Below are 17,828 nucleotides of genomic sequence, written 5' to 3' on the forward strand. Positions count from 1 at the left end.
ATCACAATTCAATCTGCTCAAGGTACGCCTGCACGGTGTCAGGATCACGCAGGGGACGCAGTTGACCTTGGGCAATCTCCTCTGGCAGCTTGAATTCGTAAGTTCCCAGCATGCGGATATGCCCATGCAAAAGCGGCGTCAGGCGGGAGATGTCCCGCTCGTTCTCAATCTTCCCGGCCTGTCTCAAGTCGTCCAGGGCAACGCCCATATACCGGGTGTTCCATAGCACGATGGCATTGACCACCAGCCCCAGCGCGCCCAGTTGATCTTCCATCCCTTCCCTGTATTTCTGCCGCAGTTCGCCCTTCCGTCCGTGGAACACAGCCCGGCCCACGCCGTGCCGCTGTTCGCCCCGATTGATCTGCCGCAGGATGCGCCGCCGGTACGCCTCATCCCCGACGTAGTTCAGCAGGAACAGGGTCTTCTCGACGCGGCCAAACTCAGCGATAGCCCGTCCCAGACCCGACAGGCTGCCGCCGCGTTGCAAGGTTCGCATCACCGCCGTGGCTTTGACCTTGCCCAGCTTGAGTGATCCAGCCAGGCGCAGCATGTCTTCCCAGTGGGCGGCGATCAGCCGCTCATCGACGACGTGGCGGCTCAGGTCATCCAGCGCGCCGTAATCGGCCTCGCGGTCCAGTCGCCAGAAGCGCTGATCGGGCAGATCGGCGAGCCGGGGGCTGAAGCGGTAGCCCAGCAGCGCGAACAACCCGAACACCACGTCGCTGGAGCCGTGCGTATCGGCCATAATCTCGCGGGGGTCAAGGCGGGTCTGCTGTTCCAGCAGGCCTGCCAGGATGAACAGCGAGTCGCGCAGCGTCCCCGGAATCACGATGCCGTGAAAGCCGGTGAACTGATCGCTGGTGAAGTTGTAGTACGTCACGCCACGCTGGGAGCCGAAATACTTGCGGTTCCATCCGGCGTGCAGGGTCCTCACTGGCACCACAAAGCGCAGCCCATCGGCGGATGCCACTTCACCTCCGCCCCAGGTGTGCGCCAGCGGCAGGGCGAACTGGGCGTCCACCAGGCGGGCATTGGCCGCCGTGATGGTCTCAGCGCGGACGTAGTTCTGCTGAACCCATGACAGGCGCGACAGGGTGAGCGCCTGAACCTCTGGCGCGGCCACCGCCGCCAGACCGATGTTGCACGCTTGGGCCAGCAGAACCGCTGTGACACTTAAAGGCAAGTCCCGCAAGGTGGAGGTGCCATCGGTGACGTGGGTAAAGGCATCGGCCAGCCCCGTAAAGGCATGCACTTCCAGCAACAAGGCGGCCAGCGGCACGGCGGGAAGACGCTGGGCCACCGCCTGCTGAAGCCGCTGAAGGCTGGGCGGATCAGGGGCTGGTTCCAGAGGCGTCAGGCGTAGCCGGGTTCCACCCGGCTGCCCATCCAGTTGCAAGGCCGTGTTTTGGGGCAAGGTGCGCTCCACCTCGCGGTAGGCACCATCCAGCTCAAGGCGCAGACGTTCCAGCTCTGGTTGGGGATCCAGCGAACGGTTCAGGGCGCGGCACACATCGTCGCTCACGGCGTCCCAGGACGCTCCTTGCAACAACTCGGCACGGGGATCGCCGTAGCGGTCACTGCCAGGGGCAAAGACCTCACGCCGCCGCAGGGCCTGTTGAAGCCGCTCCAGCAGACACAGGGTGTACGCCTGATGATCAGTCTTCCCGCCGTGCGGGAAAACCCGCCGCTGCCAGACCCGCGACACGAATCCCCTGGGGGCGTCTTTCCACTGCGGTCTATCCCGGCCACTCGTTTCCAGCTTTCTCAAAAAGGTCCAGGCGTCTAGCAGGGGCCGGGCGCTGGCCGTGCCGTCCAGCTCGACGGTATGGAGAAAGGCAGGCAGGAAGCGCCGCACAGTGCCATAAGCGTTGCTCAGCGCTTCTGGGCTGGTGTCGGCATCCTCGCTCGCCAGTGCGCTGACGGTGGCTACAGCCTGACGGAGTTCACCTGCACTCACCGCGCGGAAAGCCAGCTCGCGCAAGTCTCCATCTGAAATGGTTTCGTCTAGCAACACCCGCACGGCGTCACGTAGTCTCAGTGCAGCCTGGTCCAGATCCTTGAGTGTCCGTAGCCGTTCCTGCTTACGCCGCACTTCTCCCGTTAGGGTGAGGTGGGTCATAAATTGATCGAACAGATCCAGGGCGTCGTCGGTGGCGCTGCGCTCCAGGGCTTGCAGAAAGATCAGCAACGTGGCCTGACGACGTGCCGGGACCATCCGCAGCAGGGTCTGCGCCCAGGCGCTCTGCGCGTGGCGGGTCAATAGGGCCTGCCGTGACTGGGGAACCTCGCTCAGATCAATGTCGCTGACTCCAAGATCGCGAATCTGCTCAATGCGGTGCAGCGCGGCTTTCAGAGCGGGTGAGGAGATGCGTGTGGGGGAGGTGCGAAGCACCTCCAGCGGCGTGAACCGCGCGTCTGACGGAAGGATGAGCAGATTTTCCAGCGCCTGTCGTTGTGCCAGGCTGAGCTTCTGGCTGAGCTGTTCAAAGGTGCGGGCATGAAAGCGTTCGCGCACGCGGGCCACCAGTCGGGCCAGGACGGTGACGCCTGGCAACACGACTTTCCGGCGAATTAACTGGGCCGTGGCAAGATCAAAAAGAACCGATGGCCGCAGCGCACTCAGTGCCAGTTGAGCGTACAGCCAGCGAATCAGTCGCACGGCCTGCCCGCCGTCAAAGTCACAGTAGCCCAGAGCAGCCACGATGATCCGGCGGTGCTGGTAGCGGGTTTCCTCGCGCAGGGCGTAGCGGGCGATCACGCGGGCGGGCAGATGAAGTTGATCAGCGACGTGGCGGACCACGATGGACGGCACCTGCACAGGGTTGGGCAGGAATGAACCGAGAAAGCGCAGGGTGCAGAGCTGCACGGCAAAACCGAGCTGGTTGTGATCGCGGCGGCGTTCGGCAATCAGGGCCAGTTCGGCTTCGCTCAGGAAAAAGAAGTTGCTGAGTTGTTCGGGGGTGGGATCGCCCGCGTAGCGTCCGTACTGTGCGGCCTGTTCGTCGCTCAGAAACTCGACGGGCATCGCCTTAGCTCTGGCGTTGCAACAGTCGGGTAATGGTGCTGGGATGGACGCCGAACAAACGGGCGCACTGGGCCGCAGTGCGCTGCCCAGCCCCCACCGACTCACGAATGTCCTGCTCCTGGTGCGGCAGCAACTTGCGCTTGCGCCCACCAACGCGGCCTTCCAATCGGGCCTGTTCCAGCCCTGCATTCGTTCGCTCGCGGATCATGGCCCGCTCAAATTCGGCGAACGCTCCCACCATCTGCATCATCATTCGGCCTGCGGGCGTGGTGGTATCTATGGCCTCAGTCAAACTTCGGAACCCCACGCCTTTCTCTCCCAGCAGCTCCATCAGGTGCAAGACATCCTTGAGGCTGCGGCTGAGGCGATCCAGTTTCCAGACCACCACCACATCTCCGGCGCGGAGCTGATCCAGCATCTTGTGCAGCTCAGGACGGTCCCAGCGGCCACCAGAAGCATGTTCGGTAAACACGCGCTCTGCTCCTGCCGTCTTCAATGCACGAAGTTGTGCGGCGGTGTCCTGCTCATTTTGTTTACTGACGCGGGCGTAACCGACTTGCATGGAGCCTCCAGTGTTGCGAAAACGTGTTGCCAGTGTAAATCATTGTGCAACAGAGTTTCGCAAGGCGGGGAGGCTGTCGGGATGGGAGCAGCCAATTCGTTGCGTTATCGGGCGTTTTTGCACGCCTCGTCCCGGATCATTCAGATGGCTCTTCCTCTCTCAGACCTCCGCAAAAGGTTGGCTGACAGGCGGGGCCGAGATCTGGGACTCCCCTCCCCTCCCTCATCCGGCGGGTTCCAGGAAAGTCACGAAGACCTGCACGGCCCTCGACAGCAGTTCAGTGGGCGCGCCCACCACGTCCAGCCGGCGGTCCAGGCCGGGCAGTTCCAGGGGCGGACTGGCCAGCATCCCCGCCGCCACCTCCCGCCGGACGATCAGTTCCGACATGAACGCCGCCCCCAGGCCGCTGATCACCGCCTCCTTGACCGCCTCGCTGCCCGTCAGGGTCAGAACCTCCCGCGTCTGAATGCCCGCTCGCTCCAGCGCAGAGCGCGCCACTTCACGGGTTCCTGATCCCGGCTCCCGCCAGACCAGCCCCAGCCCACTCAGGTGCGCGGCGTTCAGCGCCGAATGCTGGGCCAGCGGATGCTGCGGGGCCAGCACCAGCCGCAGCGTATCCTGGGCGAAAGTGCGCCGGATCAGGTCGGCAGGCAGCGTTCCGGCCACCCCCTCGATCAGTGCCAGCTCACAGGCCCCGTCCAGCAGCGCGGCCAGCACCTCCCCGGTGTTGCCCTGCTGCACGCGCAGGGTGACCCCCGGGAAGCGGGCGTGGTACTGCGCCAGCACCCCCGGCAACAGGGCTGCGGCGATGGTGCTGCTGGCGGCGATGTTCAGCGTGCCTGTTTCCAGGCCGCGCAGATCGGCGGCGTAGCGCGTGGCCCCGGCCAAAGCGCGTTCAACGGCCACCGCGTGCGGCAGCAGGCCCTGGCCCGCCGGGGTCAGCCGGACGCCGTAACGGTGGCGGGTCAGCAGCGGCTCGCCCACCGCCTGCGTCAGCAGCTTGATCTGGCTGGACACGGCGGGCTGCGTCAGGTTCAGTTCGCCCGCCGCCGCACTCAGGTTGCCGTGACGGGCCACCCGCACGAAGGTCAGCAGATGATCGGGGTTCAGGGGCATGATCCAGATATACACCAAATTTGGGTTGCTATAGCGAATGGCTATTTGAGTTTATAAAAAGGCGGGCCTACGCTGACGTCATGATTGCCCACCCTTCCGCACCAGACACTTCCAGAACTGCTGCCAGCGACGTGCTGCGCGGGCTGACCCCCAACTGGTTTACCGCCAGCATGGGCACCGGCATCGTGTCCCTGATGCTGCCCCACCTGCCCCTCCCCGGCACAGCGGCGCTGGGCGAGGGCCTGTGGATCTTGAACATGCTGATCTTCGCCGCGCTGACCGTGCTGTCGCTGGCCCGCATCCTGCTGCACCCGGCAGACAGCCGCGCCACCCTGCTGCACCCGGCCCAGAGCATGTTCCTGGGGGCCATCCCGATGGGCCTGGCCACGATCATCAACGGCCTGATCGTCTTCGGCGTGCCGCGCTGGGGCGTGGACGCGGCGCTGCTGGCCCGTGACCTGTGGGTCTTCGACGCCGCGCTGTCGGCGGCGGTGGGCCTGCTGGTGCCGTACCTGATGTTCACCCGCCAGGACCACGCGCTGGAACGCATGACGGCGTTGTGGCTGCTGCCCGTGGTGGCCTCGGAAGTGGCCGCCGCCAGCGCCGGGCAGATCGCGCCGCACCTGGGCGTGGCGGCAGCCACGCCGCTGATCTACGGCGGCTACGTGCTGTTTGCGCTGTCGGTGCCGCTGGCCCTGATGATCCTGACCGTGTTCGTGCTGCGGCTGGCCCAGCACAAGCTGCCGGGGGCCGAGCTGGGCGTGAGCATGTTCCTGCCCCTGGGGCCGCTGGGCACCGGCGCGCTGGCCCTGCTGCAACTGGGCGAGGCCGCCCCCCGCGTGCTGGCCGCGCAGGGCCTGGGGGAACTCGGCCCGATCCTGACCGGCGCGGGCCTGCTGGGCGGCCTGGTGCTGTGGGGCTTCGGAACGTGGTGGCTGGCGCTGGCCACGCTGACCACGCTGCGTTTCATCCGGCAGGGCCTGCCGTTCAACCTGGGCTGGTGGGCGTTCACCTTCCCGCTGGGCGTCTTTACAGCCTCCACCTTCAGCCTGGGCAGCCTGACCCACCTGGGCTTTTTCACGGGCCTGGGAGAAGTGTTTGTCCCCGTGCTGGCGGTGCTGTGGCTGCTGGTCACGGTCCGCACCGCGCACGGCGTCTGGCGTGGGGAACTGCTGGGAAAGGTGCCCGCCCTGCCCGCCATCGGCCTGCCCCGCGCTTGAATATCGCGTCTGACACCCTGCACCTCAGCCTCTCCCCCCACCCCGTTCCAGGAGGTCCACGTATGTCCGATTCATCCGCTCCACTCACCCGCCGCAGCGCTCTGGGACTGCTGGGCACCGCTGGCGCTGCCCTGACGCTGGGCCGCAGCGCCCTGGCCCAGCAGAGCCTGCCCAGCGCGCCCGCCCCCACCTTCAGCGGTCCCGGCCCCCTGGACGCCTGGAACGGTCTGGGGCCGCTGATCGCCCTGCCGCAGAAGGTGCCGCTGATCCGCCTGGTGGACCGTCCACCGCTGTACGAGACGCCGCGCAGCTACTTTCAAAGTGCGTTCACGCCCACCGCCGCGTTCTTCGTGCGCACCAATCTGTCGGGCTTTCCGGCCAGCGTCGACCTGGGCACCTGGCGGCTCAAGCTGAGCGGCAACGTGAACAAGCCGGTGTCGCTGAGCCTGGCTGAGTTGCTGCGTGACTTCGAGGCGGTCAGCGTGAACGCGGTGATGCAGTGCACCGGCAACAGCCGCGCCCGCTTCCAGCCGCGCCGTCCCGGCGGGCAGTGGGGCAACGGCGCGATGGGTTGCGCCACCTGGACCGGGGTACGCCTGCGGGACCTGCTGGACCGCGCGGGCCTCAAACCCGGCGGCGTACAGGTGCAGTTCCAGGGCCTGGACACCGGGGCAGGTGCGCCCGGCAGCGGTGGGGCCAGCTACCAGAAGAGCCTGAACCTGGATGATCCGGTGCTGGACGAGTGCATCGTCGCCTACGCCATGAACGGCCAGCCGCTGCCGCTGGTCAACGGCTTTCCGGTGCGGCTGGTAGTGCCCGGCTACTTCGCCACGTACTGGATGAAGACCCTGAGCTTTATCCGGGTACTGACCCAGCCGGACGACAATTTCTGGATGACCACGGCGTACCTGCAACCCGACAACGCCCGGGGGAACACGACGCCGCAGGCGGTCAAGGACAAAACGGTCAAGCTGCGCCCGGTGGGGAGTATGCCCGTGCGCTCGTTCATCGTGACCCCGGACGAGACCGTCAAGGTGCCCGCCGGACTGCCCATGACCGTGCAGGGGCTGGCGATGAGCGGGCGCGGCAAGGTCAACAAGGTGGAGGTCTCCAGCGACGGCGGCAAGACCTGGAGCGCCGCGAAGCTGGGCGAGGACCACGGGCGCTACGCCTTCCGCCCCTGGACCTTTGCGTGGACGCCCAAGAAACCCGGTCAGTACACCCTGGCCGTGCGCGCCACCGACACCAGCGGCGGAAATCAGCCGGACGGGGCCATCTGGAACCCGTCGGGCTACCTGTGGACCACGGTGGAGCGTCAGACGGTCACCGTGGGCCAGGCCGGTTAAAGGAGCGTCATGAAATATCCTGAATTGATGGGGCTGCTGTTTCCCCTCGCCGTCCTGGCCGTGGTGGTTCCGGTGGTCACGCTGAGCGTCCGCAACAACAGCGTGCCAGCCGCCACGGCCACCACTGGCGCAACTCCGGCTACGGCCCCCGTCTCCGCCCCTGCCCCCGCACCGTCCCCAGCACAGGCTGCCCCAGCAGCGCAGGCCGCTGCGAATCCCAAATCCGCCGCAGTGTCCGCGTCGCCTGAAACTGCGTCCGGCAGCGCTGAGACGGCCAGACCACAGACCTCCACGGCCCAGACCGCCGCAGCTCAGACCACCAGCTCCCAGACCACCCAGCCTCAAAACACGATGGCCCAGTACGCCGAGCAGATGCGCGGCGTGATTGACCAGGCCGCCAGCGGCGCGTACACCACGGACGCCAGCTACGCCATCGGCCCCATTCCGCAGGACACCCCCGCCCTGGCCGAGGGGGAAAACGTGGAACTGGTCCGCAGCAATTGCAGCGTGTGCCACGCCACCACCCTGATCACGTCCCAGCCGCCTCTGCCCAGCGAGGTCTGGCACGCCGAGGTCTACAAGATGAAGGAGAAATACGGCGCGACGTTTATCAGCGACGAGAACGCCGACAGGATCGTGACCTACCTGAGCGCCCACTACACGCCGGAAACCCGCAAAGCGGAGAGCAGCACTGCGCCGGACCGCACCAGCCCGTGACACAGCGCCAGAACGCAACACCGGGACAGTGGCCCGGCAGGATGGGGACGCCCTGGACGTCCCCGTTCAGGAGGTTCCCAGATGAATAGCGCCGCCCACCACCGCCCCCGGATGCTGGCCTCGTTCGCCAACCACATGATCGGCGTGCTGGACGATCCTGATCACGCGGAGGCTGCGCTGCGTGACCTGCGGGTGCAAGAACACCTGCGCGATCAGGATCTGGAATTGCTGATGGGGGACGCCGGCGAGGAGCGCCTCGACTTCACGGGCGAGCGGCACGGCCTGCTGGCCCGCCTGCGCCGCAACGTGCAGAAACTGACCGACGAGTACGAGCATGCGCGGCGCTACGAGCTGGAACTGGCGCGGGGGCACGTCCTTATCGTGGCCGCCGTGCGGTATGAAGTGCAGGCCCAGCGCATGTGTCACCTGCTGCGCGCCCACGGCGCTCACTTCATTCACTATTACGGGCCGCTGATCGTCGAGTCGTTCTGCCCGGACCCGGAAGCCTGACCGCGAGGGGCGAGACGTAGTCCTGGTTCCTGGGCGCGTCGCGTGAGACCGTCGTGACCGGGCCAGCGTTGATCTGATCGCCCCCGGTCCACTGGAATTCGCCTTCAAGAAAAGGAGAAACCTGCTTTTGATGGGCGGGCGATCAGACGCGGCGTACTGTTCCAGCGCGGCGCAGCTTTCGAGGCCAGCGCAGGCAGATCGCAGTATTCATAAAGATCCGGTAAAGACGGTGGTGCATCCACAAAAGGCACGCGGGGCATACGGGTCATGAAGCCGTTCACCCAAGCAGTCTGCTCCGCCTCTATGCCATTTCCGAGCCGTCCCTTCTGAGGTTGTCATGTTCCAGATTCACCGTCCCGTCCTCGTCACCGTCCTTGCCGTCAGCCTGACCGGCGCACTTGCTCTGGCGCAGCAGGCCAGGGGGGGAGGCACCCCGCAGCCCCCGGCGCTCAGTGGCCCCGCCCTCTCCGCGCGCGACCGGGTCTATACCGCCGACCAGACCTCGAACACCGTGACCGTCATCAACCCCGCAACCAACGCCGTGATAGGCCAGATCCCGCTGGGCCATCCCCGGCCCGGGGTGCTGGGGGCGCTCGACGATATGCAGGTCAATGTCCACGGCCTGGGCTTCTCACCCGACGGACGCTATCTGGACGTCATCAGCAACGCCTCGAACGGCGTGACCATCATCCGTACCCGCGACAACACGGTCATGGGAACGGTGTACATCGGGCGTGGCCCCCACGAGGGGTTCTTCACGCCGGATGGCCAGCAGGTCTGGGTCACGGTGCGCGGCGAGGATTACCTCTCGGTCATCGACGTGGCGAGCATGAAGGAGGTTGACCGCATCAGGGTGGCCGGGGGTCCCGGCATGGTGGTGTTCAGCCCGGACGGGCGGCGCGCCTTTGTGGATTCCAGCCGCACGGCACAGCTCGACGTGATCGACGTCCAGACCCGCAAGGTGATCGCCCGCGTGCCGGTGGTCAGTCCGTTCTCGCCCAACCTGGTGGTCACGCCGGACGGCAAGGAGGTCTGGTTGACCCACAAGGACGTGGGCAAAGTGAGCGTCATCGACGCCCGCACCTTCAAGGTGCTGCATGTGCTGGACACCGGCAAGGTCACCAACCACGTGAACGCCGTGACCACCAGAGCTGGCGACTTCATCTACGTTACGGTGGGCGGGGAGGACGTCGTCAAGGTGATCAAGCGTGGTCCGCAGCCGCAGATCGTGGCCACCATCCCCACGGGCTTCACGCCCCACGGCCTGTGGCCCAGCGGCGACAACACGCGCGTGTATGTGGGCCTGGAAGACCAGGACGCGGTGGACGTGATCGATACAGCCACCAACACCGTCATCAAGACCATTCCTATCGGGCAGATGCCGCAGGCGCTGGTGTACGTGGCCAATGCGGTTCCCAGCGGCCCCGGCACCCAGAACCTGAAGACCGTGCGGGTGGGCCTGCCCTCGGTGAAGATCAAGCTGGGCGTGCCAGACAAGCCCTTCGCGTTCCTTCCGGCGGCCCTGAAAGGTCTTTCTGCCCACGTCATCGTCCGCTCCCTGGAGGGCACCGACGACCTGACCCTCAAGGCCGATGGCCTCACGCCCGGCGCTCAGTACAACCTGTTCCTGACCGAATCGGCGGTGGCCCCTTTCGGGATGATGCAGCATGTGCTGGATTTCAAGGCCGACGCCAAGGGCAAGGCTGAGGCGAGCGCGATGACCAGTGTGTTCGATGCGTTCACGCTGCGGGGCACGGCAAAGGACGGGAAGCCCGACGGTGCGGCCATCAAGGCCAGCAAAGTCAACCTCGACCACCTGGTGGTCTGGCCGAAAGACCCCCAGACCACCGCGAAGCTCTTTGCCAATCAGGGTCAGCCGTATGCCGTCTCACCTTTCGACACCGATCTGGAAGCAGGTCCAGCGATCCTGAGCGACAGCAACGACGCTGCCGCCACCAGCCCCCTCACGCGCTAAAAGGACCTGTCATGCTGAGCCTCATCCGTTCCATGTTGCTGCCCGGCCTGCTGCTGACCCCTGCGGCGGCTCAGACCCAGCCCGTCCAGGCTCCGACAAGCCAGGTCTTTCCCTTCACCGTGGTGGGCAAAGTTGCCCAGGCGGCTGGGCAGCTCAGCGTCCGCACGGTCTCGGCGGCCCAGTCGTTGTCGGTGCTGAGCCTGCGCGGCCTGATGCCCAGTACGGCCTATGTGGCCCACTACCACGCCCTGGGAGCGGGCGGGGGCGAACCCTGCGCGTCCAACGGACCCATTACCCTGGGCTTTCCGGCCTTCAAGACCGATGCCCGGGGCCAGGCCACCGTGAGCCTGCGGGCCGATCCCGCACGTGTGCGCGGCACCCTTGGGGCCTACGTTAACGTCCACACCGCGTCTGATCTGACCGACATCCCCCTGTGTGCCGCTGTCCTGAAGACCGCTGCCACGCCAGCCAGTACCGCGTCCCCAGCAACGGCGATAACGGTCAACATCGCCGATAACCGCTTCCAGCCTGCCACCCTGAGCGTCAAGGCGGGCACCACGGTGACCTGGGTTCATACTGGGCAGGTCACGCACAACGTCCTGTCGGTACAGGTGGCTGACCTGCGCTCACCGGACCTGCGTCCAGGGGACCGCTACAGCTACACGTTTAAAACGCCTGGCACCTACACCTATTACTGCTCGTACCACGAAGGCATGAGCGCCGCAATTACGGTGACCAACCGCTGAGGCGGAGTCAATGCACCATGGAGGAACGTATGTTTGTACACAAGATTGTTCTGGGACTGACCGCCACCGCCCTGCTCGGCTCATGCAGCATGATGATGGGGGCCGGGGGCAGCACCTACACCTTCAAGCACAAGGCCAATGCGGCTGACCCCACGGCCATGGGCAAGGCCGTGGCCACCACCAAGGACGGGATGGTCAGCACCACCCTGACCCTCACGGGCCTGACGCCCAACAAGGCCTACATCGCGCATTACCACGCCTTTGGACCGGAATCGAACACCGATCCGTGCGCCTCTAACGGCCCAGTGACCCTCGGCTTCCCGGGCTTCACGGCGGATGCCAGCGGCAACGCCACCACGGCGGTCACGGGCGACATGGCCAAGATTGCCGGTGACCAGGGGGCCTACCTCAACGTCCATTACGCCAGCGACCCCAGCGTCGTGCCGATCTGCGCGCCGGTCAAGATGACCAAGGGCTGAGCGCCCACATCGGGGCGGCCCACACGGAGTCGTGTGGGCCGCCCTTGGTCATCCACCGGGCAGGGTGACACGGCCCAGCGGGTGGGTCGGGGCCGGGCTGCCCCCGGCGGGTTCCACGCTGATGCCCACGGACGCGTAGCCCCGCCAGGCCACCTGCATCACGGTTCCGCCGGTGAAGCCCAGACTGACCGGCTTCCTGGCCTGCACCGCGTCGGTCTGGCGGCCCCACGCCTGGTACACCTGTCCGTCCGGCGCGGGAGTCAGGAGGACCACCAGGGCCTGCCCGTCTGCGCGGACGAGCAGGGTGCCAAATGCCTGGCCGTCCCGTGACGCGAGCGTGAGCCGTGACGCGCCCCGCGCTTCCCACTGCTGGACTGTGGCCTGCTGGGACGGCGCGGTCATGAGGCGGGTCCCGATGGTGCCCAGCGCCAGCACGATGACAGCGGCGGCGGCCAGCCACGGCCAGCGTCCACGCTGGCCGTGGGGTGATCTGCCGACTGGCTGCCAGAGCTTGCTGGTGCCAGGAGTCGCGATAAGACGGCGGGCCTGAATGCGGTCCCAGGCGTTGTCCGGCAGGGCCGCCCCGGGCAGATCGTCGGCCAGCGAGAACAGCGCGTCGCGCAGCCGGGCCACCTCGGCGCGGCAGGCGGGACAGGCGGCCAGATGGGTTTCGACCGTGTCGGCCTCAGACCCGTCCAGATCTCCAAGGACGTACCCGGGCAGCAGGTCCGTGGGATGGCCGTAGGCGGTCATGGCTGCATCCTTTCACGCAGTTTGAGCAGGGCGCGGCGCAGGCGACTCTTGACGGTGCCCAGGGGCAGCCCGGTGCGGACCGTGAGTTCGGCGTGGGTGAACCCACCGAAAAACATGTCCTCAAGAAGCTGCCGGTCTGACGCGTTCAGGGCGCTCAGGGCGGATTCAATCAGGGCCTGATCCAGGGGGTCATGCCTGGGAGCGGATGCTGGCAGATCAAAGGCTGGATCGCCCAGCGCGCCGTCCCGGGCCTGGGGCCGGGCGCGCCGGGCGCGCAGGCGCTCCAGGCACAGGTGATGGGCGATGGTCAGCACAAAGGTCTGCACCGTCCCGCGCGCCGGATCGTAACGCCCAGCCTGCGCTTCCAGGCGCAGGAAGGCGTCCTGGAGGACTTCCTCGGCGTCCTCTGGAGAGGCCAGCATCCGCAGGCACACACGGTAGGTCACGCCAGCGAAAGCGTCGTAGAGGGCTTTGAGGGCACCGTCCTGCCCCTGCTGGAGTTGCGCGATCAACCGCTGATGATCCAGAGCGGTCGGCAGGGTGGCGGGCATAACCGCAGTCTGCCGCACCGACTGCCCTTGCCGGGCATGAAGCCCAGAGGGAAGGGCAGATGCGGAGAAGATGGGCATACCTCTTGTATGCGCCCAGAGGGCTGGCTGGATGCACCGCTCAGGCAGGGAGGGGAAACGCTGCGCCTTGGATCAGCCCCGGCACAACCGAGCGACAGAACTGGTGAACGGCGGCGCAAATCTGGCCATCATCCACAAACGGCTGAGACACCAGCACTTTCAAACCACGCTCCGCTCCGCCGAAATCAGCGGTGGGGCCGCAGACCAGGAAGGGCGGCCATAGCGTTGCCAGCGCAACTGAAACGTAGGAGACCTTCACGAATGGCGGCGTGCCTACAGCGCTCGTCCCAGGAACAACAGCCCGACTACCAGAAGCGGCACCCGCGCTCAACACTCCATCTCCGCCGATCACCACGGCGTCGTAGCGCGTCATGTTCGCTCCTGGCGGTTCAGACTCCGCAGAACGGTCACGACATTGCCCAGGCAGCAACTGCCCTGCGGGTTGTTGACCTCGCACCCGCAACGCCCGGCCTGCACGTGCGCGCGGATCGACGCCTCCAGCGCCTGACCCGTGCCTGTCACTGCGGCCCGTTCAAGGTCAGCCCGCGTGTGAGCAAAGCAGTAACAGACCGGAACTCCAGCCGCCTGATCCTTCTGGAAGACCGGCACCTTGAGATCTCCCGTGCCGTAGGTCTGAGACGGGCTGAAGTACACCACGTCGCAAACCGGGTCCGGGCACAGCCGGAAGGTCTCTTCCGGCGTGAGTCGCGCCAGGGCAGGCGGGGTCAGCAGGGCCTTGAGCGTGATCAGCGGCACCGCTTTTCCACGGATGCCACTGGCCGGACAGGCCGTGGCGTCGTGGACTTCGGGGGCGCAGCAGTTGGATTCCATGCCCGAAGCTAAAGTCTCCCCCCAGGGGGAGAGTCAAGGGACCGCTGGATTCAGGTACACGCAGCCGGGGGAATCGCACTCGGGATCAGGGTGCGTCTGGGCATACGCCAGCCGCCCGGCGAGTTCCGCTTCCAGCGCCTGAAGCTGGGTCAATTGCCGCCGCACCGCCTGAAGATGCACGCGCAACTCTTCGTGCACCTCCGCGCACGGCTTGTGGCCGTCTGCGCGCACGCGCAGGATGCGGGCGATCTCGCTGAGGCTGAATCCGACATGCTGGGCGGACCGGATGAACTGCACGCGCTCGACACTCTCGGTGCTTTACGTCCGGTAGCCGCTCGCGGTGCGCCCATGCTTCAGCAGGCCGAGGTCTGTCCAGTAGCGCAGGGCCTTGACCCCTTCACCGGTTTCGGCGGCCAGGTGTCCGATGGAGAGCGGCGCAGCTTGAGCGGTCATGCCCCGAGTGTCGCAAGTTTGTGGTCAGGGCATCGTGGGATGGGTTGCCCCGCCCAGGCTGACTGGAAGTGAGCTGGCCCCTTCCAGTGAGGGCACTCCCCGGTAGCCCTCCCCAGGTCTTATTTTCGTTCAGGATTGAAAATTTGCTGGATCGTGCCTTGACCCCTGCGAATTCAAACTCCCCAAAGAAATTGCCCAGGGCCGACTGCGTCCCCTGCGCGATCCTGACACCGTGCAGGCGTATTTTGAATAGATTGAATTGTAATCCGAGTGACAAGGGCGGATTCCTGTTCCGCTGCTAGTCGCACCCCGTCGTGAAGCACATCCCTGTCCGGCCGGACGCTGAGGTCCGCTTCGAGTACGGCAACTCGAGTACGCCGGCCCTGCAGTACCACGTCGCCCACGTTGACCTTCAGCCGGAGCAGATCAGCGTGCACCTGCGCACACCGGGCGTGCAGTGCAAGGCCGGGGATGCCTGTGGCCTCCCGACCGAGGCGGCCAGTGACGGCTGTGAACCTGACTCCGGCTGCTGCTCACCCCAGGCGCCCATCTCACTCGGCTGACGACCGACAGGACCAGCGTCCACACGTCCCCTTGTGTGAGGGGTCACTCTAGAGTTGGAACCGTTTTTCCCGCTAACGACTCTACAGTGTCCGGTCAAAGTTCAGACCCTGCCTGACAAGTGTCAATTTGAGTGAAAAATGACTTCAACTGGACACCCAGAGTGCCGTGCTGACCGCAGTGCTGAGCTGTCAGGAATGGATATACCCCAGCTGGACGCCAACGTTCACGCCGGGGCACAGCCGCATGTGACGCGAGAAAGCGAAGAGGGAAACTCCTTAGCGGGAAAAACGGTTCCAACTCTAGCGCGACCCCAACTACCCGGCGGGGGTAGAGGAACGATAGCGGGCAGTGAAACGTAGCTCAATCCATGACTCAAATGCACAGTCCACACGACCCATCTGAAGAAACCACCACGGAACGTGACGTGCTTCAGGGGGCGGCAGTTGCTACCAATGCACGACAAGTGGACTCTGCCGCAGCTATCGGCGAAGGGCTGAAAAATTTGAAGGAAGTCAGGAGCAAAGGGTACGGCGCGCCTCAAAAGGGTGGGTTCGCAGCAGAAGTGCATCACGAAGCCACTTTCAACGCGGACGCTGCCCGGAAAGGCCTCACCGTGAAGGCCACCCGCACCACTGGGGGCGCGGCCGCCGATCTCAAGATCACCCAGGGCGATCAAGTGGTCGGCGAAGCTCAGATCAAGTACCGCAAGACAGCCGCCAAGGCCACCAAGGCTGTCTCACACAAGAAATACGATGGCATGCAGAAAGTGGTTGCCGAAGGACAGGCTGAGCGGGTCCGCGACCTTGCTGGCAAACGTGGCGTGGACGGCCTTGGGGAACACAATTACGCTGACACCAGTCGGACGGCTGCGGACCGCGTGGAACACTCTGGGGCATCCAGTAAGCCTCTAAGCCGCGACGCCGCTCAGAGCAAACGCTTGGGGGCGCGAATGGTCGCTGGTGAAGCAGGTGCAGCAGCGAAGGCTGGCGCGACCAGTGGCGCCGTGATCGGTGGGGCCATGTCGGCCGTCACTAACATCAAGGCAGCCGTAAGCGGGGAAAAGACCATGCTAGAAGCGTCAGGGACGATCGTAAAAGACACCGCATTGGCAGCCGCTGGTGGGGCTGTCTCTGCGGCTGCCACGAGCGTTGCGACGGCCGGCTGTGCCCGGATTGGACTTCAGGCGCTCAGTAAGGGGGGCGCGCCGGGCGCCATCGCCGCCACTGGCATTGAAGTCGCTAAAGACCTCTGGGCTCTCAAAAACGGCACACTGAATGGCCGGCAAGTGGCGAGTCGGAGCGTTGAACACGTAGGCGGTGCAGGTGGTGCCTGGGCTGGGGCAGCGGCTGGGGCGGCTGCCGGGTCTGTGGTGCCGGTGGTCGGTACTGTGATCGGTGGCATCGTCGGCGGCATGCTCGGTAATATGGCGGCACGCAAAGCTATCAGCACCGCGAAGAAGGCGCTGGCCTGACCAATTCGCAGCGCCCGACGGATGTTCACCCACTGGTCGGTTCAGCTCCAATAAGCCCAGCGTCTGCTCAGGCACTGGAGTGCTGACGGCGCTGAGGCGCTCCATGAGGTCCAGATACCTCGACGCGCCGGTGTTGGGCTCACCTGGCAACAGGGTTTTGAAACGCGAGGAGGCTGTCGAAAAGGGTGCGGAAATGATCGTTTCCGCACCTTAGCGTACAGTTAGCTCGATCCGTGTCGTGACCCCAAGTAGGGCAGGTGCCATCTGCCCACGGCGTTTTGTTCCAAAGTCTATGATGATCTACAATATATCATAGGGTTCCGAACCCAATGATGATTTACCGATTGTCCTTCTCTTCGGAACATACGCTGTGCAGGAGGTACCGATGTCGACAACAACACTGTTTAGCCCGGAAAAGGAGCACGCCGGTCTGCCGTTTGTGCTGGGCGAGCCCAATCCCGTGGCAGTTGGGAAGTCCACCGCAGAGCTCTACAATGACAAGTGGTGGATGCTGATCAGTGGCAAAAATGACGCCGCGCCGATTTTCTCGTGTGGTGGAAACAAGCTTCGGCCGCTGTGGCACCGCAAGTACACCAGTACGGCCGACTGCTCGAAGCTGCCGCGCCTTTCAGCGGAAACGATGTGCGCGCTCATTGGTCAAGAGCGGAGTGACCTTGAGGCGCCGTGTCTGACCAATCAGTCGCTCAAGACCAGTGCGCCACTGTCTTGGGGGTTTGACGATCATGAAGACATGAACGTCAAGGTCCTGAGCTACTTCAATTACAAGATGCAGGTGTATGACGCCTCCCGGCGCGAGAACCTGCTGCGCGCGGTGTTTCACTCACGTGGGGGCTACCTGACCCGACGTGAGGGTGAGAAATGCGGCTTTTCCTCGGTGTACTTCACCCGGCTCCTGAAAGAGGGCCAGATCGAGCGCGTTGAGCGCGGCGTCTACCGCGACGTGGAGGCGCCGGTTACAGGCTCAGCCGCGGCTGAGCAGCTGCTTGAACTGCAGCTGCGGGTGCCTTGGGCGCGCCCGGCCCTGGGTACGGCGCTGGAGCTACACGGCCTGACCACCAAGATAAACAGCCTCTTCCAGGTGGCCATTCCAAAAAACCGCCGCCTGCCCAACCTCGAGGGCGCCCATGCCGAGGCGGTCTACTTCAGCACCGCGTCGTATGACTATGGTCTCGAGGAGATCAGGGTGAATGGTCGCAAACTGGTGACGTACTCGGCGGCCAAGACGGTGGCCGACCTGCTGAAATACAGCACCAAGCAGGGCCGCAACCTCTACCTCGAGGGCCTCAAGAACTACCTGCGCCAGGGCGGCAGCCGGAGCGCGCTCTTCGATGCCGCCAAGGTTAACAAGGTGCTCGATGAGCTGCGCCGCGACCTGGAGGTGCTGTTCCATGACGTATAGGCCGCTGAGCG

The 17,828-nt window shown here is 65.2% G+C and carries 20 protein-coding genes; 10 read left to right on the plus strand and 10 right to left on the minus strand.

Going from position 1 to position 17,828, the window contains the following annotated elements; all coding sequences use genetic code 11:
• Position 1: 1 nt before the first annotated feature.
• The 3 genes from M8445_RS17720 to M8445_RS17730 form a co-directional block, all read right to left on the minus strand.
• Positions 2–3,025 carry a Tn3 family transposase gene (locus tag M8445_RS17720; protein ID WP_221588530.1) on the minus strand — a complete coding sequence of 1,008 codons (3,024 nt, stop codon included), beginning with the start codon at positions 3,023–3,025 and terminating at the stop codon, positions 2–4.
• 4 nt (positions 3,026–3,029) lie between these two features.
• Positions 3,030–3,587: a recombinase family protein gene (locus tag M8445_RS17725; protein WP_184115575.1), complete on the minus strand. Its 558-nt coding sequence runs from the start codon at positions 3,585–3,587 to the stop codon at positions 3,030–3,032.
• 222 nt (positions 3,588–3,809) lie between these two features.
• The gene (locus M8445_RS17730) at positions 3,810–4,703 is read right to left on the minus strand and encodes a LysR substrate-binding domain-containing protein (protein WP_273991341.1); all 894 of its coding nucleotides are present in this window, start codon (positions 4,701–4,703) and stop codon (positions 3,810–3,812) included.
• Positions 4,704–4,783: 80 nt separating this feature from the next.
• Here M8445_RS17730 and M8445_RS17735 point away from each other — a divergent pair, with 80 nt between their 5' ends.
• The 4 genes from M8445_RS17735 to M8445_RS17750 all read left to right on the plus strand — a co-directional run bounded on the left by M8445_RS17735 (position 4,784) and on the right by M8445_RS17750 (position 8,496).
• Positions 4,784–5,923 (plus strand): TDT family transporter, encoded by a 1,140-nt coding sequence (locus M8445_RS17735; RefSeq protein WP_184115571.1) that lies wholly within the window; start codon positions 4,784–4,786, stop codon positions 5,921–5,923.
• A gap of 62 nt (positions 5,924–5,985) precedes the next feature.
• Positions 5,986–7,269, plus strand: coding sequence for a molybdopterin-dependent oxidoreductase (locus M8445_RS17740; protein WP_184115568.1), 1,284 nt, complete (start codon positions 5,986–5,988; stop codon positions 7,267–7,269).
• A gap of 351 nt (positions 7,270–7,620) precedes the next feature.
• Positions 7,621–7,986, plus strand: a complete 366-nt coding sequence (locus M8445_RS17745) for a c-type cytochrome (RefSeq protein WP_229782269.1) — start codon at positions 7,621–7,623, stop codon at positions 7,984–7,986.
• An 81-nt stretch (positions 7,987–8,067) separates the two neighbouring features.
• Positions 8,068–8,496 carry a hypothetical protein gene (locus tag M8445_RS17750; protein WP_184115564.1) on the plus strand — a complete coding sequence of 143 codons (429 nt, stop codon included), beginning with the start codon at positions 8,068–8,070 and terminating at the stop codon, positions 8,494–8,496.
• A gap of 104 nt (positions 8,497–8,600) precedes the next feature.
• Here M8445_RS17750 and M8445_RS17755 read toward each other — a convergent pair whose 3' ends face one another.
• The gene (locus M8445_RS17755) at positions 8,601–8,777 is read right to left on the minus strand and encodes a hypothetical protein (RefSeq protein ID WP_184115562.1); all 177 of its coding nucleotides are present in this window, start codon (positions 8,775–8,777) and stop codon (positions 8,601–8,603) included.
• Positions 8,778–8,833: 56 nt separating this feature from the next.
• Between M8445_RS17755 and M8445_RS17760 the strand changes: the two genes are divergently transcribed.
• Genes M8445_RS17760 through M8445_RS17770 form a run of 3 tightly spaced genes read left to right on the plus strand, consistent with a single transcriptional unit; the run spans position 8,834 to position 11,696 of the window.
• The gene (locus M8445_RS17760) at positions 8,834–10,471 is read left to right on the plus strand and encodes a beta-propeller fold lactonase family protein (protein WP_184115560.1); all 1,638 of its coding nucleotides are present in this window, start codon (positions 8,834–8,836) and stop codon (positions 10,469–10,471) included.
• Between the two features lie 11 nt (positions 10,472–10,482).
• Positions 10,483–11,217 carry a plastocyanin/azurin family copper-binding protein gene (locus M8445_RS17765; protein WP_184115558.1) on the plus strand — a complete coding sequence of 245 codons (735 nt, stop codon included), beginning with the start codon at positions 10,483–10,485 and terminating at the stop codon, positions 11,215–11,217.
• 29 nt (positions 11,218–11,246) lie between these two features.
• Positions 11,247–11,696: a CHRD domain-containing protein gene (locus M8445_RS17770; RefSeq protein ID WP_157451516.1), complete on the plus strand. Its 450-nt coding sequence runs from the start codon at positions 11,247–11,249 to the stop codon at positions 11,694–11,696.
• Between the two features lie 48 nt (positions 11,697–11,744).
• On the opposite strand, the gene M8445_RS17775 is transcribed toward M8445_RS17770, so the two are convergent.
• The 6 genes from M8445_RS17775 to M8445_RS17800 form a co-directional block, all read right to left on the minus strand.
• Positions 11,745–12,449, minus strand: a complete 705-nt coding sequence (locus M8445_RS17775) for an anti-sigma factor (RefSeq protein WP_184115556.1) — start codon at positions 12,447–12,449, stop codon at positions 11,745–11,747.
• Positions 12,446–13,000 carry an RNA polymerase sigma factor gene (locus M8445_RS17780; protein WP_019008499.1) on the minus strand — a complete coding sequence of 185 codons (555 nt, stop codon included), beginning with the start codon at positions 12,998–13,000 and terminating at the stop codon, positions 12,446–12,448. Before M8445_RS17780 ends, M8445_RS17775 begins: the two co-directional genes overlap by 4 nt.
• A 118-nt stretch (positions 13,001–13,118) precedes the next feature.
• Positions 13,119–13,451 carry a hypothetical protein gene (locus M8445_RS17785; protein ID WP_184115553.1) on the minus strand — a complete coding sequence of 111 codons (333 nt, stop codon included), beginning with the start codon at positions 13,449–13,451 and terminating at the stop codon, positions 13,119–13,121.
• Positions 13,448–13,909, minus strand: coding sequence for a putative iron-sulfur cluster-binding metallochaperone (locus M8445_RS17790; protein ID WP_184115552.1), 462 nt, complete (start codon positions 13,907–13,909; stop codon positions 13,448–13,450). Before M8445_RS17790 ends, M8445_RS17785 begins: the two co-directional genes overlap by 4 nt.
• 33 nt (positions 13,910–13,942) lie before the next feature.
• On the minus strand, positions 13,943–14,206 hold the full coding sequence (locus M8445_RS17795) for a MerR family DNA-binding protein (protein ID WP_229782270.1): 264 nt from the start codon (positions 14,204–14,206) through the stop codon (positions 13,943–13,945).
• A gap of 21 nt (positions 14,207–14,227) precedes the next feature.
• Positions 14,228–14,362 carry a MerR family transcriptional regulator gene (locus M8445_RS17800; protein WP_229782271.1) on the minus strand — a complete coding sequence of 45 codons (135 nt, stop codon included), beginning with the start codon at positions 14,360–14,362 and terminating at the stop codon, positions 14,228–14,230.
• A 314-nt stretch (positions 14,363–14,676) separates the two neighbouring features.
• Here M8445_RS17800 and M8445_RS17805 point away from each other — a divergent pair, with 314 nt between their 5' ends.
• The 3 genes from M8445_RS17805 (at position 14,677) to M8445_RS17815 (ending at position 17,817) form a co-directional block, all read left to right on the plus strand.
• A complete protein-coding gene (locus M8445_RS17805; protein ID WP_273991342.1) occupies positions 14,677–14,925 on the plus strand; it encodes a DUF6428 family protein in 249 nt (82 codons plus the stop codon).
• A gap of 368 nt (positions 14,926–15,293) precedes the next feature.
• Positions 15,294–16,397, plus strand: a complete 1,104-nt coding sequence (locus tag M8445_RS17810; RefSeq protein WP_273991343.1) for a hypothetical protein — start codon at positions 15,294–15,296, stop codon at positions 16,395–16,397.
• 385 nt (positions 16,398–16,782) lie between these two features.
• Complete coding sequence (locus M8445_RS17815) at positions 16,783–17,817, plus strand: type IV toxin-antitoxin system AbiEi family antitoxin domain-containing protein (RefSeq protein ID WP_273991344.1); 1,035 nt, start codon at positions 16,783–16,785, stop codon at positions 17,815–17,817.
• Positions 17,818–17,828 lie beyond the last annotated feature (11 nt).

The organism is Deinococcus aquaticus, from assembly GCF_028622095.1.
GTDB classification, from domain to species: Bacteria; Deinococcota; Deinococci; order Deinococcales; family Deinococcaceae; genus Deinococcus; species Deinococcus aquaticus.